The sequence below is a fragment of the Vibrio sp. Vb1755 genome (assembly GCF_033338635.1).
Lineage (GTDB): Bacteria > Pseudomonadota > Gammaproteobacteria > Enterobacterales > Vibrionaceae > Vibrio > Vibrio alginolyticus.
In genome coordinates this window covers 38,785-63,129 of the sequence record NZ_JAWOTA010000023.1, presented here as the reverse complement: position 1 = coordinate 63,129, position 24,345 = coordinate 38,785, and the positions used below count along the sequence as shown (strand labels likewise).

Sequence of the window (24,345 nt, the reverse complement as noted above, 5' to 3'; positions counted from 1 at the left end):
AAGTCACTAGGGTTAAACTCGAATAGATCCTTTATAGGTAATCGCTTACTAAGCGGGAAATAAAAATTCCATTTCATATTGATTAAGTTGAAAATGGAACCTATATCGGTTCAAGTTAAATAGTTTATTTATAAGAACTAAAACGGCCCAAACATAGGGCCGTTCATATTATTAAAAAACTCTAAACTATCTGATAAAAATACATATTGTGATAGGTTTTTACTTTATGGAAGAGTACAAGTAAACCTTTATACCTCTTGTAATTCGACGTGCTTAGCGCTGTAAGATTTTGTAAATGCAACACACCCCAAAAGTACAGCAAGTGGTAACACAGGATCAAAGATTGAACCATGAGATCCGAAGAATAAGTTAAGAATCATGACTAATGAACCACCAATAGCCCAAGCAATTGTTGTTGGAATAGTCCAAATAATGAGTTGTTTCTTAACCTCAGTCACCCCCATTAATCGATTAACAATATGGAATAGCGAGTCATTAAAGTAGCCAGCAAATAGAGATCCCATCGTAGCTGCCGTCGCTGCGAATAAAAGGTTAACGTCAGGAATATTTACTAAAACTGGGGCAGATATAGAAGCAGCGGTTATCATGGAGACTGTACCAGAGCCCTGAATAATACGAACTAACGTCGCAATAATAAATGGAATCATAACCGCAGAAATAGGAAGCCCTGCAACTTGGTTAGCAATCTCTGCGCCCGCACCCGTTTCACGCAATACGGCACCTAACGCGCCACCAGCTCCTGTTACTAACAAAATGATGCCACAAGTGGAGATTCCTTGTTCCATCTTTTCATTCGCTTCTTCTTTGGTAAGGTTATTACCCAATGTGTAAACCGCTAATAACGTCGCTATTGATAGTGCAATAGTAGGGCTGCCGATAAAAGCGATAAATTGACCAAATGTTGTTGCAGTCAGCCCTTCGAAACCGAAAGTCCCCTCTAATAAACCCATCACTGATTTCGCAAGTATAAGTAAAATAGGGATAATAATTGGAGCGATAGATTTACTTAAAGATGGTAGGTCTTTCGCTTCTTTACTTGCAATGTACTCTTTGTGATCATTAATCAGTTGCTCACTAGACTTCGAGAAATGTTCGGTTGGAATGAATTCAGGAAACTGCTTTTCTAACCATCTTGCATACCAAACAATACCCATGACACAAGGCGCTGCGATCATCAAACCAAAACCTAACATGCTGGCAAGATCGACACCAAAGATACCAGCAACGCCCAAAGGCCCTGGAGTCGGCGGAATAGCGTGATGCGCTACGACCAAGCCGCCCGCCAGAGCAACCGTAAGCGTTAAAATCGAGCGATTGGACGTTTTTGACAAAGACTTCGCAATTGGATAAAGAATGATAAGCGCGCTATCCACAAAGATTGGGATGCTAACAATATAGCCAGTTACAGCAAGAGCGGCCTCTTCTTTCTTTTTTCCTAACCACTTTATAAAATTATAGGCAATACTTTCTCCTGCTCCAGAAGCCTCTAAAATAGCCCCCATCATAACGCCGAGACCGATGACAATCCCTATACCGCCTAATGTTCCACCAAATCCTTTGCTAACGGTCGCAATCGTGTCGTCAACACTTAACCCACCAATAATACCTGCGATACATGCCGCAATTAACATCGCAATTAACACATGTACTTTTGTACGTAATACAAGAAAAACAAGGACTGATACGGCTACTATTAGTCCAATTACTGAGGTTGGTAACATTAGACAATCTCCATATTGTTAACAGAAATAAATTGTTGTAATACATCCTTGAAATTACTGTCTGATTTAAATCCAAGCTCCAGTTCTTTAGTACAATCAATTTTTTGTGGCCAACTACTCACAATACGATCAATACCCGCATCATGCTCATAGGTAATATAATTAGAAAGTTGTTTACCCATTAGAGTGTCCATTGTTTGAATCATCTCAGCTGGTGTAGTTTGAATACCAGGTAAATTAAGCGTTCTATAGGACAGATTATTTAACTGCTCATAAGGCATTAGCCCTGCATATTGAATATTGTCCACCACTCTAGACGGGCTCGATATCCAAAGTTTTAGCGTAGGGTCTACAGGACAATTTGATTCTTGAGCATTCAAAGGCTCACGAATAATTCCGCTTACGAAAGAGCTAGCGGCAAGGTTTGGTTTCCCAGGGCGAATACAAATAGTCGGTAAACGTACGGATATAGCTTTAACAAAGCCTTTACGGGCATAGTCGTTCACCAATAACTCACCTATAGCTTTTTGCGTCCCGTAGGATGACTGAGGATGAAGTGCTGTTATTGGTGTAATCGTTTCCGGAAGATCACCACCAAATACAGCTAAAGATGAAGCAAACGTAAAACGAATATTAGGGTTTACTTTACGGCAACGCTCAAGCAATAACTGTGTGGTCGTCAGGTTTACAGCTACGCCTAAATCAAAATCTTGCTCAGCATGGCTCGATACAATTGCCGCTAAATGAAAAATGTGTGTCGTTTCGGCAGTAATAACTTGGTCTATATTTTCTCGCTTTGTCATATCCATGACTAAAGAAACGACTCGGTCATCAATGCCCTCTAAGCGCGACTTTTGAATGTCGACAATAGTAATACTTTCAGCTTTGTTTTCTTTTAGTAGTGATTTGGCAAGTAGGGTTCCGAGAAAACCCGCCCCTCCAGTTATGATAATATTCATAGTCACGACCCTTTGTTTTTGTAATTGGTTTCAAGTTATTTATGGATAGAAATTAAAATTGTTATAGGTATGGTTTAACCCAACTAAGGCCCAGCTGCGTGCTATGCCTTGGGTTGTATTCACAACCGATCCAGCCTTGGTAACCAGAGTCATCCAAAACATTGAATAGGTGTGGGTAATTCAGTTCGCCTTCCGATGGTTCGTGCCTTTCAGGCACAGAAGCAATTTGAATATGGCCTGTGTATGGCGCCACATCGCGAATCAACGTACTCAGATCACCGTCCATAATTTGTGCGTGATAGAGATCGAGCTGCAATTTCACGTTTGGACGAGCCACTTGTTTGATGAGTTCCACCGCTTCACGTTGATGTGCAACAAAGTAGTTCGGTACATCGCGATTGTTGAGTGGCTCAATCATCAGCTCAACACCTTGTTCGGCAAACTTATCCGCTGCATAACGAATGTTTGAGATAAAGGTTTCAATATGCTGATCACGAGTGAAGCGAGAATCAACAATGCCAGACATAGCGTGAACCTTTTTACAGTTCAGTGCCTTGGCGTACATCAGAGCAGTCTCGACGCTCGTTTTAAATTCATCCTCACGCCCCGGAATAGCTGCAAAACCTCGTTCACCTGCATCCCAATCACCTGGAGGCATGTTGAATAACGCTTGCTCAAAACCAAACTGCTGTATCTTGCTTGCTAGTTTTTGCGCTTCGAATGCGTATGGGAAAAGGTATTCCACCGCTTTGAAGCCCGCTTGGTGTGCTTTTTCGAAACGATCTAGAAAAGGAACTTCTGTGAATAACATTGTCAGATTTGCCGCGAATTTAGCCATTACTTACCTCTCCCTTTTAGGTCTTGAATCTCAGTATCCGTTAAGTAGCGGATGTTGCTGTCTTTAAGAATGAACGCTAGCTTCGCTGTCTCTTCTAGCTCTTCTGCGTTATCCACTGCATCTTCAAAGTCCGTACCCGTGATCACTGGACCATGGTTCGCCAGGAGGAAAGCTCGGTAGTCACTTGCCCGCTGCGCAAGTTCTTCAGCAATCTGAGGGTCGCCCGGGCGCAGGTACGGAATCACTGGCAGTTCGCCAATGCGCATTACAAAGTAAGGTGTGAAAGCTTTGATGGCATTCTCGCGATCTAAACCTTCAAGACAAGAAAGCGCCGTCAAGTAAGTAGAATGTAGATGCACAATCGCATTACACTTTGAGTTATTTCGATAAATCGCCAGATGAAAAGCCACTTCTTTTGATGGCTTTTCACCAGAGATATGGTTGCCATCAATATCCACAACCGAAAGCTCTTCAGCAATCAAGCGGCCGAACGAAGAACCAGTTGGCGTTGCCAGAAAGTGTCCATTAGGCAGTTTTAGAGAAAGGTTGCCAGCGCCGCCAGTCGCATAGCCACGTTCAAACATAGAGCGCGCCATAGTGACCATTTGCTCTCGCAGTTGTTGTTCTGTCATCAATTCTTTATTCATCACAACCTCACCTATTCAAAAAACGACTGTGCTTTGGCAAAGAAGTGTTCATCGCCGAAGTTGCCCGATTTCAGAGCCAAAGAAAGCTCGCCTTCAAGTGACTTCACCCAAGGTACACCTGGTGCGATTTGAGGACCGATATGAAAACCTTTTACGGCTAGGCTTTGGGTTACAACCCCTGAGGTTTCCCCACCCGCAACGATGAAATTTTTCACACCGTGCTGCTGAAGTTTGATTGCAAGTTGGCTAAAGAATTGTTCAACCGCGTGACTTGAAGCATGCGCGCCAAACTCTTGTTGAATCGCTTTTAACGCCGCTGCATCTGCGGTTGCGTAAACCAGTGGTGCGAACTCGCTTTCGATGTTGGTCATGACCCAATCAAACACTTGATTTAAGTAATCTTCTTCCGTCAGACACGCCTTCACATCAATAGCAAAGTGTGGCGCTTTTTCTTTGTAAACAGCGACCTGTTGGTTGGTCATGACAGAACAAGATCCAGATAACACAACGGTTGGTGCCTTTTTAGGGTTCCCCTCTTGCTTCGCATCACTTTGATCTTCAAGGTTCTCTATCCAGTTCTTAGCAATACCCGCAGCCAAACCAGAACCACCAGTTACCAGTTTTAGAGACTTCGCCGCTTGGCCAAGTGTGACAAGATGCTCTGCATTGAATGCATCAACCACTGCATAGCGGTTACCTTGTACTTTTAGCTCTTCAAAGCGCTCAATTACCGCTTTTGGACCTTGTTCAATTATTTGGAAGTTTACCAGGCCAGATTTGCCTTGAGATTGAGCATCCATCATACGAACTAGGCTTGAATCAGTCATTGGTGTCACAGGGTGATTACGCATACCTGAGTCGCTTAGCAAGTCTTGGAATACAAATAGATGGCCGTTGTAAACTGTGCGACCATTCACTGGTAATGATGGGCATACAATGGTGAACGCTTCACCTAGCTCTGCAAGCAGTGCATCCGTTACAGGACCAATGTTACCTTCTGCTGTGCTGTCAAACGTTGAGCAGTACTTGAAGTAAAACTGCTGACAGCCATTTGCTTGCAGCCACTTAAGCGCAGCTACTGAATCCTCGATTGCCTCATCTACAGGACAAGAGCGAGATTTAAGACTGATCACGACCGCATCTGCATTTACATCAATCTCTTCTTTTGGAATATCGTTAAGCTGAACTGTGCGCATGCCGTTTTCTACAAGAAAACCTGCGATGTCTGTTGCGCCAGTAAAGTCGTCTGCGATAACGCCTAATAACATCATTTTTTCTCCGTTTTACGTGCGCTTACTTCTGTTTGTTTTCTACACCTGGAAGCTCAATACCATCAAAAATCTTGATAACGGCACTGTCGTCTTCCTGGCCAAAACCAGCATTGCTTGCACTCAAAAACATGTTTAGTGCTGTGCTTGATAGAGGAAGTGGAAATTTGAGATCTTTTGCTGTGTCCGATACGAGGTTTAGATCTTTCACAAAGATGTCGACCATAGATTTAGGGGAGTAGTCACCATCAACTACATGCTTCATGCGGTTCTCAAACATCCAAGAGTTACCCGCTGCATTCGTCACCACGTCGTACATCAGGTCAAGAGGAATGTTTGCACGTGCCGCTAATGCCATTGCTTCAGCACCAGCTGCGATATGAACACCTGCTAGCAATTGGTGGATAATCTTCACAGTTGCGCCTAGGCCAATCGCTTCACCGATGTTGTAGACCTTAGCTGCCGTTGCGTTGAGTACTGGTTCAAGTGCATCAAATGTGCTTTGCGCTCCCGACGCCATAATAGTCATCTCACCTGATTCTGCTTTTGCAGCACCACCAGATACCGGTGCATCAAGCATCACAAGGTTGTGTTCTGCCAATTTCGCTTCAATTTGTTTTGCGTCTTCTGCTGAGATGGTTGCTGAAACCATTACTGGCGTATTCGGCTTAAGCACTTTAGCAAGACCGGTTTTGAACAAGACCGTGTTAACTTGAGCTGCGTTCACAACAAGAACTAGAACCGAATCAAGCTTATCTGCAAACTCAACTGCATTTGTAGAAACAGCTTTTGCACCGAATGAACCTAACTCTTCAAGCGCTTGAGAATTTAAATCGAAACCATAGACATCTAGGCCTACACGCACACATGACTTTGCGGCGCCCATTCCCATAGAGCCTAAACCGATAACACCTACAGATTGAACTTCACTCATAAAAACAATGCCTTCTGGTCTATTAAACTTTGTTAACTCTTGTTTGGTTGATGTGATTATATGTGAAGATTAATACTAAGACCTCGCTTTGAATCACATTTTTTCACACAAATTAACAATGTCGTGATATATACCTCTTTATGGGCAGAGATATTCCGAGCAGTTAACACAAGCGAAGGCTGTTCTTACAACGTTGAGAACATAATTCACAGATATTCACAACAAATGAAAAGATTGGTAGGATACTGAAAAACAAGAATATAGAAGTGAAACTATGATCCCAGCAGAACGTCAAAGAACCATATTATCCCTGTTATCACATCAAGAAGTGTTAAGCATTTCAGATTTAACCGACCACCTTGGCGTATCACATATGACCATTCGTCGTGATATCGTGAAGCTTGAATCCTCAGGTAAAGTCGTTTCTGTTTCTGGTGGAGTGCAACTCGCTCAAGCTCTACATTCCGAACTTTCCCATGATGCGAAGGTCGAGCAACAAGCGGATGAAAAAATTCAAATTGGTAAGCTGGCGGCTACGTTAATTGGTCAAGACGCTACGATTTACTTGGATGCGGGAACAACCTCTCTAGAAATCGCCCATCAAATAGCAAATCGTAATGATCTTTTAGTGATCACCAATGACTTCTCTATTGCTGCTTTCCTTATGACGCACAGTGAATGTGAGCTTTACCACACTGGGGGAAAAATTGACCGCGAGAACCAATCCACCATTGGAGGAAAAGTCGCAGAGTTCTTGAATGGGCTAAATATTGATATCGCCTTTATTTCGACTTCATCTTGGAGCTTGAAAGGCTTATCAACACCTAATGAAAATAAAGTTCTCGTTAAAAAAGCAATCATCAAGGCGGCACAAACCAATTATCTGATCTCAGACTCAACTAAATACGGTCAGATAGCGAGCTTTCATGCATTAGACATCGAGCAATTGGACGGAATTATTACCGATCGAAACCTATCCGAAGTGGTCACTCAAGAATTAACGGATAAAGGATTACGTGTGTATAAAGAGTAACACTACCTAAACATCTGAGTTCGCGTAACTTTTATACTCGTTAATTTATAGGTGCTTCCAATATACATAGACCGTGCTGTGTACTTTCTGGCAGAAAACACATCCTTTTGTTTTCTAAATTACCAAATTACTGATTACATCTGGATATGGAAGCTCACTTCGCTTTATCGCTGCTCGTCACTTGTCATCAAAAATCAAATTCACCGCAATTGCCATCAAAACTAAACCTGAGATTGGCAGCAAGACGCCCAATGGTGAGCGCTCGATATAAGGCAAGTTTTCCGCAATCAATAAACCCCACTCAGGTTCTGGTGGCTTAACGCCAAGTCCGATAAAACTCAGAGAAGTCAGGCTAAGCGTAATGTATGGCAAACGGAGAAACGCGTGACGAATCAATGGCGGTAGTACGTAAGGCAACAAGTAGTAACGGAGTACTCGCCACTGACTGGTTCCCCAAATGGGCGCAAGATGCGTGTAAGGCTGCGCTTTGGCTTCCATCAACAAACTTGCACAGTGCGCTGCTAATGGTGCCCATGACACCATAACAATCGCAATCAAAGCGCTGTTTGGGTCCATCCCCGTTAGACCAGCAATCAGCAGACCCGCCACAATGTACGGCACACCTTTGGTGATCTCAATTAAGCCTTGGCTATAACGAGTCACGAAACCGAGCAGCAAGCCAATCACCAAACTTAGGAACGTCGCGATGATGCCCATTTTGATTGTCGACATCATACCGCCGCCAACGCGAGCAAGCAGATCTCGCCCGACCGCATCGGCACCAAACGGGGCAGCTAAGCTTGGCGATTCAAGGCGGGTAAATTGGATGGTGTAAGGATCGCGCATTAACGCCCATCCAGCACAACCAATCAGCAAGACAAAGATTGTGGCACTGACGATACGTTTGGTGGTGCTTTGGGTAAAACGGAACGTGCTGTGACTGCTGATCAACTTGCCACTTGTGACACTGTGCCCGAGTAACCAGCGTTGCAATAAAATACTCGCACTGCTGATCAACATCGAGAACACCAGTAACACCAACAAGCCACCTTGCAGCATCGGCAGATCTTGTGACTTCGCTGCACCTAAGATTAGTCGTCCGATGCCCGGAATGGAAAACACTTGTTCCACAGCAACCGCGCCGCCGGTTAAACCAATCACCGTCATTGCGATTTGAGGAATCAAGTTACTAACGGCACGCCACAAGGCAAAGCGTAAGATCTGAAACTTACTGACGTTTGCCGATAGCCAAGTGATCACCCAAGGCTCATCTAATACTCGCTTGAGGCTGTCATTGAGCAAGCGCCCGAACAAACCAGCAGCAGGCAATGCCATTGCCAAACTTGGTAGCCAGAGGTTTTGCACGCCTTGCCAACCATAAGGTGGGAACCAACCCAACCAAATGGAAAATACCATGATCAGCAATGAAGCAATCACGTATTCCGGCAATGAGACCAACACCGAACTGAGCGTGTCGTGATGCTTGTCTAAACGATTCTGTTGCCAACGACGCACGGTGTAAAGCACGCTCGCCATGCACATTACAAATGCTATACCTAACGCTGTAAGCATCAGTAATAGTGACGTTTTTGCGGTTTGTTGAACGCTCTCCATGACGGACGCCCCGCTCACCCAAGAGACACCTAAGTCACCTTGCATGGCAAGCGTCAACCAATCCCACAGTCGCTCAGCAGCGCTGCGGTCAAGTTGAAGATCTTCTCGAATGGCTTGCAGAGCTTCTGCCGTCAGCAATTGTTGAGCACCCGCACGGGCACGGAGGATTGATTGGCTTGGGTCGATACCGGCAATATCCGGCATCAAACCCACCAGCACAACCACTACCCCGAGTGACAGGAAGCGCGACAAAAAACGCGTAAACCATTCAGGCATACAAGCGCTCCAACGAGAGCGCATGTTGGCAACAGACGACATCGAGTTAGTTCACCTCAGTAAACTGGTCGATCAGGCGACGCTCACGTGGGTCACGTTGTGCGTTCTTCACGCGGTCACTCTCACCTTGGATTACACGCTCGTGAAGCAGTGGAATCACAGCGTATTGCTCAAGGATTTTGCTTTCTGCTTCGATGATCGCTTGTTGGCGTTTCTCACCCAATGGTTGACGGTCAGCGTGTTTCAATGCTGCGTCCACTTCTTCAGAGCAGAACTGACCTAGGTTGTAAGAACCTTTACAGCTAAAGTCACTTTGCATGTACGCCACTGGGTCACCAGAATCCAGCACCGTTGCACGTGACAACAAGAACGCATCGAACTTACCTGCTAGTGCATCGTTTTCGATTTGTGCGTATTCACGAACGTCTAGCTCAACCACAAAGCCAGCCGCTTCAAGTTGTTGCTTTAGCAGCACCGCTACTTCTGGCAACTCAGCACGGTCGGTAAATGTACCGATGGTGATCTTCTCACCGTTCGCGTGGCGCATTTCCATGGTTTCCATACGAGGGTTCGCATCACGAATTGGTTGAGCCCATGCCAATGCTGGACCTAACAGACCTTTCGCTGAATCGGCGTGGTTCTCGTAAACCGTTTTGATGATTTGCTCACGGTTAACCGCTTGAGCCGCTGCTTTACGCAAACCGAACTGGCTAAACACATCTGATTTGTTGTTTAGGTAAAGCGTGTTGGTACGTGGCATTGCAACTTCGTGCAGCTGTGAAGATTCCATCATCGCGATTTGCGAAACAGGAACCGCTTCAACTACATCCGCCTCACCGGTACGTAGTGCCGCAGCACGAGCAAAACCGTTTGGTACGTATTCAGCAAAGATACTGTCTACTTTTGCTTTTTCGCCCCAGTAACCGTCAAAACGCTTCAGTTTCGCGCTGGTTGTACCGTTAATTTCTGTCAGAACGAATGGACCCGTACCCGCATTGATTGGCACAACACGACCGTTTTCTTGATATGCAGCACCAGAAAGGATCGCTAACTGTGGGCTAGATAGACGGCTTGGCAACAATGGATCGTTAAAGGTCGTTTTGATTTCAACAGTGAAGTCGTCCAATGCGCGAACTTGCCATTCGATACCATCCAAAATGCGTGGCTTTGGTGCGGCATCTAATGCTTTTTGTAGAGAGTTCACAACCGCGTTGGCATCAAGGTCAGAACCATCGTGGAATTCCACGCCCTTACGTACCGTAAATTGCCACGTCATCGGATCAACTTGTTCCCACTCTGTTGCCAGCATAGGCTCTGCTACCGACTGATCGTTTAAGTTCACTAGCGTTTCTGCTGTGCTCCAACGTGACAGTTTGAACGCGTCATCTGAAAGTGGTGACAAACCTGTGCGTGGTGGTTGCATCATCGCAACGCGAATTTCCGCTGCTTGCGGTGCAGCTGCTTTTTCCGCTTCTGGCTTGCTTTCGCCAGAGTCAAAACAACCCGTCAGCAGTGCGCTTAAAGCCAGCGACAAAGCTAACTTGGGAGTACTAAGGTGCATAAGAAACCTCTCCAATGGTTTTTGTGAATTCATTACTTTTGTGTTGAGCGCTCATCAAGGCTCTCGTGATCAAGTGTGATGGGTTATTTGTCACGTTCTGTGCTGTGCCGTGCTCGACAACACGTCCTTTGTCTAACACTAGGATTTCATCGCATAGGGTTTGTGCCGCATCGAGGTCATGCGTCACCAAAATCAGGCGCATCTGACGACTCTTTTGAATGCCTGCCAACAGGTCAAGAACCTGTTTACGACTGACGGGGTCTAGGCTGCTGGTTGGCTCATCGGCAACCAACACACAAGGCTCGACAATCAAAGCTCTAGCGATAGCCACACGTTGGGCTTGCCCAACTGATAATTGCTGCGGGTTACGATCTAACAATGTGAGATCTAAACCGACATCCGCCAAAACCTTTTCCACCTTCTCGTTAAGCTCTTGCGTTAAACCAATATTGCTTAGCGGCTCCAGTAAGATCTGGCGAACGGTGTAGTACGGATTCAAGCTCGATTGCGGCTCTTGTGGGATCAGCTGAATGTGCTGACACAACTCTTGTCGCTGCTTAGCCGAGCTACGCGATAACGGATAACCACACACATACACTTCACCAGATGTGGGTTTACGAAGACCAAACAGAAGCTCAATCAAAGTCGATTTACCCGCACCAGAAGGACCAACAATCGCAATGTTCTTTGTGTCGATGGCAAGATCCAATTGTTCGAGCGCTTTGAACGGTTTGCCCCCTAACCAACTTGGTTTGGAGTAATAGTGAACACTGGCTTGCTCAAAGCGAACTTCCGCCGATTTAGGCTGTGTGTGCCCGCTCAAGTTGTGCTTAGTCAAAATAGGCTCCAGAGATGAGGTTAAGGCAGCAGTTGCGCAAGTTGTTTGCAGAAAGGATGCGAACTTTGCTGAATGGCTTGCCACGGTGCGCCATAAGCCACCATGGTGTTGTCCGCAATCACCAAGACTTTGTCACACGCCAAAGCCGCAGACAGATCGTGCGTGATCAACAAACCACTGATGCTGCGTTGCTGAACACTGCAGCGGAACAACTCAAGGATCTCCGCTTCGGTGATTGGATCGAGCGCACTGGTGGGCTCATCAGCGATGATCAAGTTGGCACTACCAAGCAATGCAATGGCAATACAAATACGCTGACGTTGACCACCAGATAGCTGACTTGGATGCTGCGCTAATGCTGCTTTTGGATCCGCAAATCCGAGTTGAGACAACAAGGTCGTCACCGTTTCTCGGTTTGCTGAAGACAAGCGCGTTTTGTTGCCCGTCAATGCCAAACACAGTTGTTGTTCGACAGAGGCCAATGGATTCAGTGCTTTAAGTGCATCTTGGAAAATGACCGCAGGACGCTGAGATTGACTCCGTTGCAGCATGGCAGTTTGTGCGACCTCACTGCTGTTAAGCTGGATACTTCCGTCTACCCAAATATCAGACGGCAAAAAACCTGCGACGGCTTTCGACAACATGGATTTACCAATGCCGGAAGGTCCCATAATGGCAAGAACTTCACCTTGAAACAGCTCAAAAGAAATGTCTTTGAAGAGTGTGCGCTCTGAGTCTGTAAGGCTGAGATTATTAACGGAGAGTATTGGTTGAGAAATCACGGCATAAAACTAAATGTAATAATATAACATCACAAATAATATCATGCGGGTTAAAGCAAGGAAACCAGTCGGAAAGGTTATTTCATCACCTTTTTCAGATTTATCAGCAAGGGCAGATGAGCCCACCCTTGTTATAAGAACATCTAAATTAGGTCGTTTGTGACAGTGTGAATTACTGACACTTTTGTTTGACTTGTTCGAGGTATGGGAACAAGAAGACAAAGCGCCCAACGTAGAACAAGGTGAATGCCAGCCACAAACCGTGATTGCCCCAATATTGCACCGCAATAAATTGAGTCACTAAGAACAACACCATGGTTAGAAAGGTAGAGTTACGTACTGGTCGCGTCGTCCCTGTGCCAGTAAAGATGCCGTAAAACGTAAGACCAAAACCAGCAACCAACGGGAATGCCAATAACCAAGGGCTCATGTCTAGGTACAACGCAACAAGGTTTGGCAAAGTGGTAAACAACGTCACCACTTGGTGTTTGAACAGCACCAACAGCAAGGTCAATACAACAATGAACGCCGCGGTCCATTGCGTGTTTAGCTTAATCACGTTATCAAGCAATGTCGGATTCTTCTGCCCTACCGCTTTACCAGCGAAGACACTCGACGCATTCGCCACACCATCAAACATGTAGCTGACGATAAAGGTCACTTGCATCATGATTGCGTTCGCCGCGAGCACATCAGAACCTAGTTGAGAGCCTACACGCGCCATCATGTTGAAGAACACCAATAGACACACAGTACGAAGCAGCAGATCCATATTGGAAGATGCGATAACTTTGAGATCTTTACGCGTCATTTTTGCGGTCTGAATGTAATCAAACAGCGGGAAGCGACAAGTTTTCAGCACCAGCACCGCACCAATAACAAACGTCGAGATTTGCGCGATAAGTGTCGCCACCGCAACACCAGCAATGCCCATATCAAAGTACAACACAAATACGATATCCAGCACGATGTTCAGAACATTACCAAACACTTGCGTGAACAAGGTTTCTTTGGCTTTCGCCTGCCCCATCAACCAACCAATCACGGTATAGTTCAGCAGTACAAACGGCGCACCAAAGATCATGATATCGAAGTAAGTCTTAGCGTTTTCGGCCACGACTGCATCAGGGGAGATAATCAGCTCTGCCCCCATCCAAATCACGGACTGCAACGCAATGAAAATCAAGCCAAGGCAGAGCGAAAGCACGAAAGGACGCAATAAGCTACTCGCTTGATCCTCTGGGCTATTTTTACCTAATGCGATTGCACTTTGCCCGGTAGTACTGACGCGGAAGAAGCCAAACAGCCAATACAAGGTATTCATGATGACGGTGCCGATCGCTACACCACCAATCATCTCAGCCACACCGAGTTTACCGATCACCGCGGTGTCCACCGCCCCCAATAATGGTTGGGTAACAGTAGAAACGATGAAAGGAAATGCGATTTTAAAATAGTCTTTATGAGTCAGGGACATCTTAAATTATGAACAGGGTTAATTTTTATAAGGTCGCTATCATATGCGAATGGCGTCCGAACATGAACCAAAGTTCGCCAGCAAGGAATAGCATTGATAATTGATACAACCAGCAAACGTATTCTCATACCAAAGCTTGAAATAGGATAACGACTTATGAGAAAAGCCAAGTTAATTGCATATAAATGAGTTTCTAGTTTGGAAAGATTAGCGTTTGGTTGAGCATGGCAGATCAGAATGTATCTGCCATGTCATAACGGTAGTGATTGGTGAAAAGAGACCGTACAGATGATATTTAATGCTTGTGGGTTTCATCTGACAATGTTTAGGTCGATACCAAGCCTTATGTTCTGTAAAGCACCTTCACAACATGCCAACCGAACTTGGTTTTAACTAAATGCGGCGTTAACACTTCGCCAGAAAAGCACACTTTGTCGAACTGAGGTACCATTTGACCACGGCGGAATTCACCAAGGTCACCACCGCGTTTGCCTGACGGGCAAGTTGAATACTTCTTCGCTAATGTCTGAAACTTTGCGCCTTTTTTCAGTTGCTTGATTATGTCTTCCGCTTGCTCTTTGTGCTTCACAAGAATATGTAATGCGGCTGCTGTATTTGCCATTGATCTATCTCTCACTATTCTGGTCGCGCAAGTGTACCCAATCCTTTTTAACAGACCAAACATTTCTTAATAATAGCTCAGCGGTAAAGGCCCTAATACACGAGGAATATAAAATCGTCTACATAATGAGTTTAAAATACAAACAAGTTTTGCTCAGTTAATCACTATGTCTCTAAAAGATTGTCTAAAAAGCTCACATTTGTCTCTCCGATGGTTGAAGCCTTCGTCTGATAAGATTAGATTAGACACAATTCGGTGGTGTTTATAAGGTTATTTTCATGGCAAAAGTCATTAGCAAAGCGAATCAATCTCAGGGCATGTTGATGTTTAAGCTCACCCTGCAACAGAGTTTCGCTATCGGTACGCTAAAAGTCCGTGAAATCGTCCCGTACATGCCAACAACAAAGATCCCTTACTCGCATCATCACGTCATTGGAACCGTTACGATACGTAACTTAACAGTACCAGTGATCGATATGTCAGCGGCTGTTGGCTTTCGTCCTATAAGTGAAGAAGAATATAAAAGCTGCTACTTGATCGTGACAGATTGCTTGCGAACCGTGGTAGCTTTTATGGTTCGTAGTATAGAGAAGATCATTGAGTGCGATTGGAAAGCTATTGAAACGCCACCTCCGAGCGCTGGAAAAAATATTTTCGTGACTGGAATTACTCGCTACGAGGATAAAACTGTTCAAATGCTGGATGTGGAACTGCTACTTTCCAAAATTTATCCGCAGTACGAGAATTCAAAGATCCCAATGCTGACAGATATTGAGCGAGAACGCCTAAAAGCACTCAGTATTCTATTGGTGGATGACTCTTCCATCGCTCGTAAACAGCTGTGTGACGCACTCGATAGCATCAATATTGGGTATCAAATCTGTAAAAATGGTTTAGATGCATTGGAACTGATGAAAAGTGACGCTGCGGCTCATCGCCCAATTGATATTCTGGTCAGCGATATTGAAATGCCCGGATTAGACGGTTATGAATTAGCATTTGAAGTTCAGAATAATTCCTCTCTGAACCATTCATACCGCATTTTACATACATCGTTATCGAGCGAAATCTGTGTAGACAGAGCTCACCAAGTTGGCGCGCATGAGGCACTTGAGAAATTCAATGCAGGAGAACTAATCGAAGCGATGCTTCGCGGAGCAAAAGAGCTAGAAGCCAAAGCTATGACTTCTTAACTCTTATTGGACGACTTGATTTGAGAATATAATGCAGTGCTTGTCCTATCCCTGATGCTCACATCCGCTAATTTCTCAGCTCACTTCTTTGGCATCGCGTAACTACGAGAAACGAATTCCGTCTCTTTGACTTGCTGAGCATGATTAATATAAGAAGCTAGGCTGTAAAGTACATTCGCTAATAAGTTCGCGTAACGAAACAAAATAGGTGCGGGCTGCTTCTTACCTGTATGTTCAACGGCAACTAATGCTCGTACCGTTTTTTTAGCTTGGCAACGGCACAAATGCAATTGACTGGCTGCCGGGTGCCCTCCGGGTAGAACAAAGCCTTTGAAGCCGCCATCAATACGTTGCTTGAGCAAAGCATAATCGGCCTTTAACTCTTCAACTTCCGCCTCTGTAATCGCTAATTTTCCGCGAACCGAACCATTTAGATGATAAACATTAGGCTGCATTCTTGTCAGTATATCGCGGCTAAACTCGTCCAACTCCATAGCGAGAACAAGGCCAATACGACTACAAAGTTCATCTGCTGTAATTTCAAAGTCACAAACCGGACTGTCCTCGTAAATAAACGGATAGCAAATCTCGCTCAATTCCTTACTTACAGGTTTCATGCTTTTGTTCCAATATAAAAAAGGGAGTCAGTATAACCTAACTCCCTTTAAACGTTCATTATGCCAAATAATCGACATTCATATGATCGGTTTACAATCAGGCACTTTCGACTTTCTTGTGACCTTCTTGAAGGTGAACAAAATCGACTAAATCATCACCAGACACTTGATACGCCTGACCAAAACCTTTAACAAATAGCCCCGATTCTGGCTTTAAGTTGAACAAAACGAAATCCTCTAGCTGGCTTAGACCATCAATAATCTCACCAAAACGCTCTTTCATTTGTCCAACAACTTGTTGCCACATCTCTGTGTCTCGCTCAACTACATTTGCTACCGCATCAAAAGTTAAGCGCTTACGAGCAAACAGCTGCTTTGAAGACTCTTCATCTTCGATCATCATCAATGAAACATTTGGATTTTCTAAAAGGTTACGGGCATGACGAGCGATTTTAGAAATGAGAACGAAATAACCTTCCTGGTTTTGGACATAAGGCGCGTAGCTTACATTCGGGCGACCTTCTGCATCGACAGTTGCAAGCTGAAGTGTACGACGCTCCTGACGGAACTCTTTGATCTCTGGCCCTAAACGACCTTGCAAACGCTCTTGTTTAACTTGTTGATCCATATTGATACCTGACTTTACTAATTAGTATTCGAGTTAAGCCTCGATTATGTTTGTGATTACTTTTTTAATTCGGCTTGTAGGGCGCGAAATGCGGTGACTTGCTCTTCAATCAACTCGCGCTTTTCGTTACGGCCTAAATAAATCTTGAAAATATTGCTTCCGCACTCTGAGAAAAAACCAAAATAGTGACTCTCTCTACCCATAAATGGTTTACTGACTAATGCGACATTTTTAACGTTATCTAATTTAAGGTGGCCGTGCAGTTCACCTTCTCTACCCATTAAATTGTAATAGCCACGCGCCACTTTTCCTTTTGGAAACGGCGCTTTAACTTCAAAGATAGAACCAAAAGAGTGGACGATGGTCGTCACCGGGCCAAAACCAACCAAACTTTCTAAGATGCTTTGCGCTTGCTCTCCTGGTGCAATAGCCACCATTTCCTGAGGTAGAGCCGCAACAACCTCAAACTCGGAAATGCCAAGACGCTCTGCCATCGCAGCTGGCAATAATTGTGGTTCTTGCTCTAGTAATACTTCAACTTGTTGCTTGATTGATTCCATTGTGTCTTCCGTTTTTGTTCAATTTGTTTTCATTAATTATTGGATGCTTTCGGTACCGTTTCGTTCATCTCTGACGTGAGTACCTGAATACAACTTTGAGCCAATGACACTGCCCAGAAGCTGCCTGCAAGAGTAAGGACTGCGCTACGTTCATGTAGTTGTACTAAGCCTTTCGCTTGCCACACTTTAAATAGAGGCAATAAAAACCCGAACGCGTCCTCTCCCATAAATGATGGAAGTTGATTTGCTTGAACAATGCCACGGTCAAACGCAGATTTGAGTGCAGAAAAAAGTGGTTCTAGAGGGCTTTGCTTCATCATCATCGCGATGGTGCTTTGACCTTCTTTGACCGCTTTAATATAGGTCTCTAGTGTGCGGTGTTGCATCATCCCGTAGCCACCGATATTACCTCCAGCACCACAGCCAATTGGCAATACCTCTGCATAAGTCTTGGCTAAACTATTGTATAAACTACGCTCGCGGTTATCGATTGCCCAATGGTTCACGCTAAGTTGCTTCATATGGTGTTTGGCCATAAAGTTCACACCGAGCTCGTACATTCCCGCTTTTTCTGGTGTGGTCGCAGGTGGCGGGATTTTTCCCTTTTCTACGAGGTTGAGCATGGGAGCTGACCCACCAACCACTAACTGATACAAATCCAGTCCGTGTGCGCCAGTCGAGAGGAAATCATTTAAATCTTGCTCTAACACTTCTTTGGTTTGATAAGGTAAGCCATAGAGTAAATCGATAATGACCGGAATTTTGTCTTCTTTGGCGATCTCGCTCACTCGTTTGAGGACATCTTCCCTATCATCTAAACGTTTTGCGCTGCGGCGCACTTGTGTATTAAAACTTTGCACACCAAAAGAGAAACGATTAAAACCACCCTCTAAAGCGCCTTGATACAACTCATCAGAAAAACGATTGATGCGACCTTCTAAGGTGATTTCGCAGTCTACAGCCAAAGGAAAGTGGTCTCGGATAGCCTGGCCTAACACACGAACCTGTACTGGAGATAAATCCGTTGGCGTTCCGCCCCCGATATATACGGCGTGAAAAATACCATTTTGTGTCCAAGGTAATGCCGCTTTCTCTCTAAGCTCCTGCATTAATGCTTCAAAGTACTCATCAACCAGTGTGCGACTTGCAGCATTTTGAAAGAAGTTACAAAAAGTGCAACGAACGCGACAAAACGGAACATGAATATAAAGACAGCGCTTGTTGGTCGCTTTAATTGAGTTAGCCGTAATACTCGAAAAAATCGCCTGTTGTTGAGACGAGGGCACAGGTACGCTCGCTCCCCCGGCATGTGCAGAATGCTTCTTAACAAAAGCAAATCGCAATGGATCAGGACTATCACTGCCCAACACTGATTCATCAAGCTTATTGATATCGACGCTCATATATACTCGCTTAACTCCCATCATGTAAGGGATGGAAGCTGATCTTAAAAATTCTGCAAGAATCATAATTTGAGCGTAATGATAATGCAATTGATAATTGATCTTATTTCCATTGTAAGTAATAATCTGCCCAAGTTTTCATAGTTTCCCGAGATATTCCGTGAACGTACAAAGATATGTCATTGCAGGAGGTGCTTCCCTTGCCATCCATGCCGCACTTCTTTTTGTTTCTCAAGAGACAAAGGTGTTCGCGATGCCGGCTGGAAACCCAGCAAGTTCGGTAAGTCTAAATCTTGTGTCTGCTCCTCCAGCTGTCGAAAAATCTACACCAGAAAATGTAGCACCACTAAAAGAGCAGCAGCCTCAAGACCAACCTGAACCAGAAAAGAAGATTGTAAAAAAACAGGTCGTCAAGAAAGACGCTGTTAAGAAGAAGGTAGTAGAGAAAAAACCTGAACCGGTTAAACAATCTAAACCTAAAGCGGTCGAGCCCACCAAAACCGTAACAAAGCAAAAGGTTCAGCCCGAAGCGAAACCAAAGAAAAAAACGGAACCAGTGAAGAAAGAGACGGTAGCTCAACAATCCGCACCTGCGAGCCAATCCAAAGGGGCAACGTCTCAGCCTGTCTTGGTAGACAAACCAACGTTTGTGAGTCAACCAACACAACCCCGTTACCCAAGGTCTGCACAAAGACGCGGTATTGAAGGTGTAGCCTTGTATGAGATATGGCTAGATGAGAATGGTAACCAGATTAAACAGGTTTTGATTGAGTCTTCCGGCACAGAGTCGCTAGATGCCTCAGCACTTCGTGCGATCAAACAGTGGCAATTTACACCACATATTTCAGATGGGCTAAAAGTCGCTCACCGAGTACAAGTACCTGTTCGTTTTAAGTTGGATGGATAATGGAACAACTACAAGAATTACAAACTCAATTTGGGCTGATGACATGGCCTTTGATCATTTGCTCAGCTCTAACCGTGATGATCATCGCCGAGCGATTATTCCATGTGTTAATTAGCCTTGGTGTAGGAAAACGAGCCATTCGCCAAAAGCTCACAGGATTAGACCCAACAAATGGGAGCGAGCTTGAAGCACTTGCTGAAGAGTTGTCGAATAAGAGGCCGCTTCTGTACCGTGGTGTTGCGATGTTGCTTGCTCATCATTCTTTCTCGAAATCTTTAAGAGAAGATGCCGCAGGTATTTGGCTGCAAGAAAAACGCCATCAGCTGCATTCCGGCCTTCGTTTGCTGACGCTGATTGGTGTCATCAGTCCTTTAATTGGCTTGCTTGGTACGGTACTTGGCCTAATTGACATGTTCAAAGGCATCGCGGTTTCAACGGGGAATATCACTCCGAATGATTTGGCTGACGGCCTAGGTCTTGCTATGCGCACCACTGCCGCGGGTCTCATTATCGCACTTCCTGCTATTTCAGGAGCGCAGATCATTGGTTTGTGGGCGGATCGTGTAATCGCCAAGCTTGAGCACACTTTAAACTACGTCAACTTATGGCTTGAAGGTATATCGTTACAGCATGTCTCGCCAGACCACTCAAAAGTAACACTGCGCTCTTCTGGGAAGATTGAGGCCGCAAGTCAATGATTAAAACACCACAAGAAAATAGTCGTAACGGTTTAACCCCCGATTTAACACCGCTGTTAGACATTATTTTTATCGTCATGGTTTTCCTGATGTTAACCGCAGCGGTCAAACTCGATTCATTAGACGTCAATTTACCGAGCACAGAATCTCAGGCTGTTGCAGATGTCGATAAGCAATCCATCACGGTAAATATTCTTAAAGACGAGCCTTACTGGGCTATTAACGGCAAGACATATATCGATTGGGACAACTTTACCCTCGCGCTGTTAGAAGAGAGTAAGTCAAGCGATAAACCGATTGTAATTGGAGCAGAAAAAACCGCGAATATTCAGTCGCTAGTACAACTTCTCGGCTTTTTACAAGAAAACGGAATTCAAGCAACTCAGTTACTCACTGAAGAGCCATCATAAAAATAAGTAAGATAGAGATCCTTTCAAAATGAAGAACACACGCATCACTATTCATGCTGTTGTCACGGCAGCTATTTCCCTACTCGCGAGTAGTCAACTTTTTGCCAATGAAACGCCATCCTCAGAGCGCGTTGTTAGCGCAGGCAGCGCCGTCACTGAACTCTTGCTTGAACTCGACGCTAAAGATAGCTTGGTTGCTATCGACGTCACCAGTCAATTACCAAAAGGCATGGAACTGCCTAAAGTGGGCTACCATCGTCGTCTTTCAGCGGAGGGGTTGCTCGCCTTACGTCCGACAAAAGTCATTGGTTCTGATGAGATGGGGCCGAAAACAACATTGAGCCAATTGAAATCGGCTGGCGTAGATGTAGAAATTGTTAATACTGATGCAAATGTCGAGGGCCTTTATCAACGTATTGATCAAATTGCGAACCTTATGGATCGCAAGGCTCAAGCTGAAAGCTTAAAGCAAGATGTCCAGGCGCAAGTACAAGCACTCAATGCAAACCAACCTGATCAAGCGAAGAAAAAGAAAGTGCTCTTTCTGCTGATCCATGAAGGGCGACCTGCAAATGTTGCGGGCTCACAAACGACACCCGATGCAATTATTCAACTCGCCGGCGGACAAAACCCAGCCGCTACACAACTCTCGTCTTACAAGCCTCTATCCACAGAAGCGATGGTAGAGATGCAGCCTGACGTGATTCTTGTTAGCGGTCGCAGCTATGAAACGTTGGGTGGTGCCGATGCAATTTTAAAAGCAATGCCGCTTCTTGCTGCAACACCCGCTGGAAAGAACAAAGACATCATAACGATTGATGGCCATGCTCTGGTAGGTGGTTTGGGCCTTAAAAGCCTTGCAGAAGCTAAACGCTTGAATGCACTGCTTTACCCATAGAGACATGACATGTTGTTAAGACGCATCCCCCTTTCAACGACGTTATCAGTGCTTAGTGGATTTTTAGCATTTATTGCTATCGCCTCTATTACCGTTGGCCCAATGAACATTAGCTTTGCTGACAGTTTGCGTAGCCTAACGGGAGGCAGTTCTGATCTCGCTCCTCACATTCAGTTGGTCATTAACGAAATCCGATTGCCTCGCACCATTTTGTGTATGTTCATCGGCGCCATTTTGGCAATTTGTGGTGTGGTTATGCAGGGCTTGTTCCGTAACCCATTAGCCGAGCCTGGTATCATTGGTGTGTCTGCTGGCGCTGCTCTTGGTGGTGCATTCGCTATTGTTGTATTTGCTGAATTTAGCCAAAACTATCCGCAACTAATGAACTTAGCGGCTCTGCCTCTTTTTGCTTTCCTTGGCGGTGCACTAACGACTATTCTCGTTTATAAACTCGGCACAAGTAAGTTTGGTACCTCAGTTACAATTATGTTGTTAGCCGGCGTTGCCATCAGCGCGCTCTCGGGTGCTGCGATTGGCTACATGAACTTTATCGCAGATGATCAGATGCTGCGAGATTTGACGCTTTGGTCGATGGGCTCATTAGCTGGTGCAAATTGGTCAGGGATTGCTCTATCTGCTGTAACACTCGTCATCCTATTACTCTGGTTTCAGAAGAAGTCGATGGCGCTGAATGCTCTGTTGTTAGGGGAATCAGAAGCAAGACACTTAGGAGTTCCGGTTCAAAAACTCAAACGTCAGCTTATTTTACTTTCTGCACTGGGTGTTGGTATTACGGTGAGCATCAGTGGTGCAATTGGCTTTATTGGGCTCGTGATTCCACACTTAGGGCGCATGCTCGCTGGGCCTGACCATCGAACGCTATTACCAATATCTGCCTTAATGGGAGCTCTGCTTCTTACTGCCGCAGATATGTTTGCTCGTGTTGCCGTGGCACCAGCTGAATTACCAGTTGGAATCGTGACCGCATTGATTGGCGCCCCCTTTTTCATCTACTTATTGTTCCAGCAAAAAGGGAAGATTTTGTAATGAACCAGATCGTTTTATCGGGGAAAAACATTTCGATGACATATGGCAACCGTGTGGTGCTCGATGACATCAACATTGATATCCGAGCTGGTGAAGTGACCGCCCTACTCGGCCCCAATGGCGCAGGTAAAAGTACTTTACTCAAGCTTCTATGCGGTGAGATCTCTTCGAATCATCACATCACCTACTTCGGTAAACAAAAGCATGATTGGGAGCCTGAAAAAAGCGCCAAACATATTGCAATGCTCCCGCAGCACAGCACCTTAACCTTCCCATTTCTAGCCAGAGAAGTAGTAGAGCTGGGGGCAATACCGCTATCACTGTCCAATAAAGAAACCACTAAACTGGCTTTACATTACATGGAACAAACCGACGTATTGCATTTAGCAGAAAGCCTGTACCCGTCTTTATCTGGTGGAGAAAAGCAACGACTGCATCTAGCACGAGTGATGACACAACTACATCAATCTGGCGAAAAACGAATCTTAATGCTTGATGAACCTACCTCAGCGTTGGATCTCGCCCATCAACACAACACGTTAAAAATTGCTCGTGAAACGGCAAAAGCACAGAACGCTGCGGTGGTTGTGGTGTTACATGACTTGAATCTAGCCTCTCAGTACGCGGACCGCCTTGTACTCTTGCATAACGGGAAACTAGTTTGTGATGACACGCCATGGAATGCACTAACGTCAGAGCGCATTGAACAAGTTTATGGCTATCGCTCTATTGTGACAAAACATCCGACGCTAGACTTCCCTCAAGTGCATGCCGCAGCATAAAGCGTATCTCCTCTAAGCCGTCTCGAAAACACTTTGATACGACAAAGGCCCGCAATATGAGAGTTGCGGGCCTTTGCTTTTATATTGGCAGAATTTGTTGCTTTAAACGCTATTACTTGCTCATTTGGATCAATGAACGACCAATCAACCACTCAAGCTCTTTGTCACCACCCGCACCAAACTGGCTTTCAACCATTTTGTATAAGCGGTCAATACCATTAGCAGCAAATTCTTGCGCATTTTCAGCGGTGACAATGTGATGGAATAGCAGTCGTAAAATCGCGAGGAACTCAGCATCTTCCAGCGCTTTAATCCAACTTTGTGAAAATGCATTTAATCCTTTATCAAACTCTAAGTGTTCAATAAACATTTTAAAGATACGGCCATCCAGTGCGGCGGTGAAGTCCGTTTTCTTAGGGAAGTGATGGCTAATACCGGTACGCGATATACCTGTCTGCTGGCTTAGCGTCGTGTACGACATTTTGTCGTAACCTAATCTGAGTAGCTGATCAATAACGGCATCCATGATCTTTTGGATAGTGATTTCGGTATCTTCTTTACTACGCTTTGGCATATTTTAAGCTCTTCTCTTTGTAAATCCATCTAACTCA

At 45.0% G+C, this 24,345-nt stretch carries 25 protein-coding genes; 8 read left to right on the top strand and 17 right to left on the bottom strand.

Features of this window, described 5'->3' with window-relative positions; all coding sequences use genetic code 11:
- Positions 1-248: 248 nt before the first annotated feature.
- The 6 genes from R7E00_RS17740 to ltnD form a co-directional block, all read right to left on the bottom strand.
- Positions 249-1,742 carry a GntP family permease gene (locus R7E00_RS17740; protein WP_005375369.1) on the bottom strand — a complete coding sequence of 498 codons (1,494 nt, stop codon included), beginning with the start codon at positions 1,740-1,742 and terminating at the stop codon, positions 249-251.
- Positions 1,742-2,701, bottom strand: a complete 960-nt coding sequence (denD, locus tag R7E00_RS17735; protein WP_258481723.1) for a D-erythronate dehydrogenase — start codon at positions 2,699-2,701, stop codon at positions 1,742-1,744. The genes R7E00_RS17740 and denD overlap by 1 nt, the downstream gene beginning before the upstream one ends.
- Positions 2,702-2,762: 61 nt before the next feature.
- On the bottom strand, positions 2,763-3,539 hold the full coding sequence (gene otnI / locus R7E00_RS17730; RefSeq protein WP_017635261.1) for a 2-oxo-tetronate isomerase: 777 nt from the start codon (positions 3,537-3,539) through the stop codon (positions 2,763-2,765).
- Complete coding sequence (locus tag R7E00_RS17725; RefSeq protein ID WP_005385078.1) at positions 3,539-4,186, bottom strand: aldolase; 648 nt, start codon at positions 4,184-4,186, stop codon at positions 3,539-3,541. Before R7E00_RS17725 ends, otnI begins: the two co-directional genes overlap by 1 nt.
- Positions 4,187-4,197: 11 nt before the next feature.
- Positions 4,198-5,454 carry a 3-oxo-tetronate kinase gene (otnK, locus tag R7E00_RS17720; RefSeq protein WP_206970811.1) on the bottom strand — a complete coding sequence of 419 codons (1,257 nt, stop codon included), beginning with the start codon at positions 5,452-5,454 and terminating at the stop codon, positions 4,198-4,200.
- Between the two features lie 25 nt (positions 5,455-5,479).
- Entirely contained in the window at positions 5,480-6,388 is a 909-nt protein-coding gene (gene ltnD / locus R7E00_RS17715; protein ID WP_262605985.1) for an L-threonate dehydrogenase, read from the bottom strand.
- Positions 6,389-6,662: 274 nt separating this feature from the next.
- Between ltnD and R7E00_RS17710 the strand changes: the two genes are divergently transcribed.
- Positions 6,663-7,421: a DeoR/GlpR family DNA-binding transcription regulator gene (locus tag R7E00_RS17710; protein WP_005375354.1), complete on the top strand. Its 759-nt coding sequence runs from the start codon at positions 6,663-6,665 to the stop codon at positions 7,419-7,421.
- 177 nt (positions 7,422-7,598) lie between these two features.
- On the opposite strand, the gene R7E00_RS17705 is transcribed toward R7E00_RS17710, so the two are convergent.
- From R7E00_RS17705 to ppiC, 6 genes are all read right to left on the bottom strand, one after another.
- A complete protein-coding gene (locus tag R7E00_RS17705) occupies positions 7,599-9,353 on the bottom strand; it encodes an ABC transporter permease subunit (RefSeq protein WP_372052375.1) in 1,755 nt (584 codons plus the stop codon).
- 4 nt (positions 9,354-9,357) lie between these two features.
- On the bottom strand, positions 9,358-10,872 hold the full coding sequence (locus R7E00_RS17700) for an ABC transporter substrate-binding protein (RefSeq protein ID WP_054578660.1): 1,515 nt from the start codon (positions 10,870-10,872) through the stop codon (positions 9,358-9,360).
- Entirely contained in the window at positions 10,862-11,710 is an 849-nt protein-coding gene (locus tag R7E00_RS17695) for an ABC transporter ATP-binding protein (RefSeq protein ID WP_054577077.1), read from the bottom strand. The genes R7E00_RS17700 and R7E00_RS17695 overlap by 11 nt, the downstream gene beginning before the upstream one ends.
- 20 nt (positions 11,711-11,730) lie before the next feature.
- Complete coding sequence (locus R7E00_RS17690; protein ID WP_225455758.1) at positions 11,731-12,492, bottom strand: ATP-binding cassette domain-containing protein; 762 nt, start codon at positions 12,490-12,492, stop codon at positions 11,731-11,733.
- A 172-nt stretch (positions 12,493-12,664) separates the two neighbouring features.
- Entirely contained in the window at positions 12,665-13,969 is a 1,305-nt protein-coding gene (locus tag R7E00_RS17685) for an MATE family efflux transporter (RefSeq protein WP_225455759.1), read from the bottom strand.
- 343 nt (positions 13,970-14,312) lie between these two features.
- Entirely contained in the window at positions 14,313-14,654 is a 342-nt protein-coding gene (gene ppiC, locus R7E00_RS17680; protein ID WP_080276970.1) for a peptidylprolyl isomerase PpiC, read from the bottom strand.
- A gap of 215 nt (positions 14,655-14,869) precedes the next feature.
- Between ppiC and R7E00_RS17675 the strand changes: the two genes are divergently transcribed.
- Positions 14,870-15,784: a chemotaxis protein gene (locus R7E00_RS17675; protein WP_033906782.1), complete on the top strand. Its 915-nt coding sequence runs from the start codon at positions 14,870-14,872 to the stop codon at positions 15,782-15,784.
- 80 nt (positions 15,785-15,864) lie between these two features.
- Here the strand turns inward: R7E00_RS17675 and R7E00_RS17670 are convergent, their stop codons facing one another.
- The 4 genes from R7E00_RS17670 to hutW all read right to left on the bottom strand — a co-directional run bounded on the left by R7E00_RS17670 (position 15,865) and on the right by hutW (position 18,992).
- Positions 15,865-16,401: an ATP:cob(I)alamin adenosyltransferase gene (locus R7E00_RS17670; protein ID WP_225455760.1), complete on the bottom strand. Its 537-nt coding sequence runs from the start codon at positions 16,399-16,401 to the stop codon at positions 15,865-15,867.
- A 97-nt stretch (positions 16,402-16,498) separates the two neighbouring features.
- Positions 16,499-17,029, bottom strand: a complete 531-nt coding sequence (gene hutZ, locus R7E00_RS17665) for a heme utilization protein HutZ (protein ID WP_005375331.1) — start codon at positions 17,027-17,029, stop codon at positions 16,499-16,501.
- 56 nt (positions 17,030-17,085) lie between these two features.
- A complete protein-coding gene (gene hutX / locus R7E00_RS17660) occupies positions 17,086-17,589 on the bottom strand; it encodes a heme utilization cystosolic carrier protein HutX (protein ID WP_005375329.1) in 504 nt (167 codons plus the stop codon).
- 32 nt (positions 17,590-17,621) lie between these two features.
- Complete coding sequence (gene hutW / locus R7E00_RS17655) at positions 17,622-18,992, bottom strand: heme anaerobic degradation radical SAM methyltransferase ChuW/HutW (protein WP_262605984.1); 1,371 nt, start codon at positions 18,990-18,992, stop codon at positions 17,622-17,624.
- A gap of 160 nt (positions 18,993-19,152) precedes the next feature.
- On the opposite strand from hutW, the gene R7E00_RS17650 reads away from it, so the two are divergent.
- The 6 genes from R7E00_RS17650 to R7E00_RS17625 are packed head-to-tail and all read left to right on the top strand — an operon-like array spanning position 19,153 to position 23,734.
- Positions 19,153-19,899 (top strand): energy transducer TonB, encoded by a 747-nt coding sequence (locus tag R7E00_RS17650; RefSeq protein ID WP_262605983.1) that lies wholly within the window; start codon positions 19,153-19,155, stop codon positions 19,897-19,899.
- Positions 19,899-20,597: a MotA/TolQ/ExbB proton channel family protein gene (locus tag R7E00_RS17645; protein WP_017821236.1), complete on the top strand. Its 699-nt coding sequence runs from the start codon at positions 19,899-19,901 to the stop codon at positions 20,595-20,597. The genes R7E00_RS17650 and R7E00_RS17645 overlap by 1 nt, the downstream gene beginning before the upstream one ends.
- A complete protein-coding gene (locus R7E00_RS17640) occupies positions 20,594-21,007 on the top strand; it encodes an ExbD/TolR family protein (RefSeq protein ID WP_005375322.1) in 414 nt (137 codons plus the stop codon). Before R7E00_RS17645 ends, R7E00_RS17640 begins: the two co-directional genes overlap by 4 nt.
- A gap of 28 nt (positions 21,008-21,035) precedes the next feature.
- The gene (locus R7E00_RS17635; protein WP_005375320.1) at positions 21,036-21,905 is read left to right on the top strand and encodes a heme/hemin ABC transporter substrate-binding protein; all 870 of its coding nucleotides are present in this window, start codon (positions 21,036-21,038) and stop codon (positions 21,903-21,905) included.
- A gap of 9 nt (positions 21,906-21,914) precedes the next feature.
- The gene (locus R7E00_RS17630; protein WP_005375318.1) at positions 21,915-22,952 is read left to right on the top strand and encodes a FecCD family ABC transporter permease; all 1,038 of its coding nucleotides are present in this window, start codon (positions 21,915-21,917) and stop codon (positions 22,950-22,952) included.
- Positions 22,952-23,734, top strand: coding sequence for a heme ABC transporter ATP-binding protein (locus R7E00_RS17625; protein WP_005385036.1), 783 nt, complete (start codon positions 22,952-22,954; stop codon positions 23,732-23,734). The genes R7E00_RS17630 and R7E00_RS17625 overlap by 1 nt, the downstream gene beginning before the upstream one ends.
- A 112-nt stretch (positions 23,735-23,846) precedes the next feature.
- Here the strand turns inward: R7E00_RS17625 and R7E00_RS17620 are convergent, their stop codons facing one another.
- A complete protein-coding gene (locus R7E00_RS17620; protein ID WP_005385033.1) occupies positions 23,847-24,308 on the bottom strand; it encodes a TetR/AcrR family transcriptional regulator in 462 nt (153 codons plus the stop codon).
- Positions 24,309-24,345 lie beyond the last annotated feature (37 nt).

Bases quoted from the DNA above. Each gene is read 5' to 3' on its own strand.
- R7E00_RS17740 (WP_005375369.1), bottom strand. From the start codon at position 1,742: ATGTTACCAACCTCAGTAATTGGACTAATAGTAGCCGTATCAGTCCTT.
- denD (WP_258481723.1), bottom strand. From the start codon at position 2,701: ATGAATATTATCATAACTGGAGGGGCGGGTTTTCTCGGAACCCTACTT.
- otnI (WP_017635261.1), bottom strand. From the start codon at position 3,539: ATGGCTAAATTCGCGGCAAATCTGACAATGTTATTCACAGAAGTTCCT.
- R7E00_RS17725 (WP_005385078.1), bottom strand. From the start codon at position 4,186: ATGAATAAAGAATTGATGACAGAACAACAACTGCGAGAGCAAATGGTC.
- otnK (WP_206970811.1), bottom strand. From the start codon at position 5,454: ATGTTATTAGGCGTTATCGCAGACGACTTTACTGGCGCAACAGACATC.
- ltnD (WP_262605985.1), bottom strand. From the start codon at position 6,388: ATGAGTGAAGTTCAATCTGTAGGTGTTATCGGTTTAGGCTCTATGGGA.
- R7E00_RS17710 (WP_005375354.1), top strand. From the start codon at position 6,663: ATGATCCCAGCAGAACGTCAAAGAACCATATTATCCCTGTTATCACAT.
- R7E00_RS17705 (WP_372052375.1), bottom strand. From the start codon at position 9,353: ATGTCGTCTGTTGCCAACATGCGCTCTCGTTGGAGCGCTTGTATGCCT.
- R7E00_RS17700 (WP_054578660.1), bottom strand. From the start codon at position 10,872: ATGCACCTTAGTACTCCCAAGTTAGCTTTGTCGCTGGCTTTAAGCGCA.
- R7E00_RS17685 (WP_225455759.1), bottom strand. From the start codon at position 13,969: ATGTCCCTGACTCATAAAGACTATTTTAAAATCGCATTTCCTTTCATC.
- ppiC (WP_080276970.1), bottom strand. From the start codon at position 14,654: ATGTTTGGTCTGTTAAAAAGGATTGGGTACACTTGCGCGACCAGAATA.
- R7E00_RS17675 (WP_033906782.1), top strand. From the start codon at position 14,870: ATGGCAAAAGTCATTAGCAAAGCGAATCAATCTCAGGGCATGTTGATG.
- R7E00_RS17670 (WP_225455760.1), bottom strand. From the start codon at position 16,401: ATGAAACCTGTAAGTAAGGAATTGAGCGAGATTTGCTATCCGTTTATT.
- hutZ (WP_005375331.1), bottom strand. From the start codon at position 17,029: ATGGATCAACAAGTTAAACAAGAGCGTTTGCAAGGTCGTTTAGGGCCA.
- hutX (WP_005375329.1), bottom strand. From the start codon at position 17,589: ATGGAATCAATCAAGCAACAAGTTGAAGTATTACTAGAGCAAGAACCA.
- hutW (WP_262605984.1), bottom strand. From the start codon at position 18,992: ATGAGCGTCGATATCAATAAGCTTGATGAATCAGTGTTGGGCAGTGAT.
- R7E00_RS17645 (WP_017821236.1), top strand. From the start codon at position 19,899: ATGGAACAACTACAAGAATTACAAACTCAATTTGGGCTGATGACATGG.
- R7E00_RS17640 (WP_005375322.1), top strand. From the start codon at position 20,594: ATGATTAAAACACCACAAGAAAATAGTCGTAACGGTTTAACCCCCGAT.
- R7E00_RS17635 (WP_005375320.1), top strand. From the start codon at position 21,036: ATGAAGAACACACGCATCACTATTCATGCTGTTGTCACGGCAGCTATT.
- R7E00_RS17630 (WP_005375318.1), top strand. From the start codon at position 21,915: ATGTTGTTAAGACGCATCCCCCTTTCAACGACGTTATCAGTGCTTAGT.
- R7E00_RS17625 (WP_005385036.1), top strand. From the start codon at position 22,952: ATGAACCAGATCGTTTTATCGGGGAAAAACATTTCGATGACATATGGC.
- R7E00_RS17620 (WP_005385033.1), bottom strand. From the start codon at position 24,308: ATGCCAAAGCGTAGTAAAGAAGATACCGAAATCACTATCCAAAAGATC.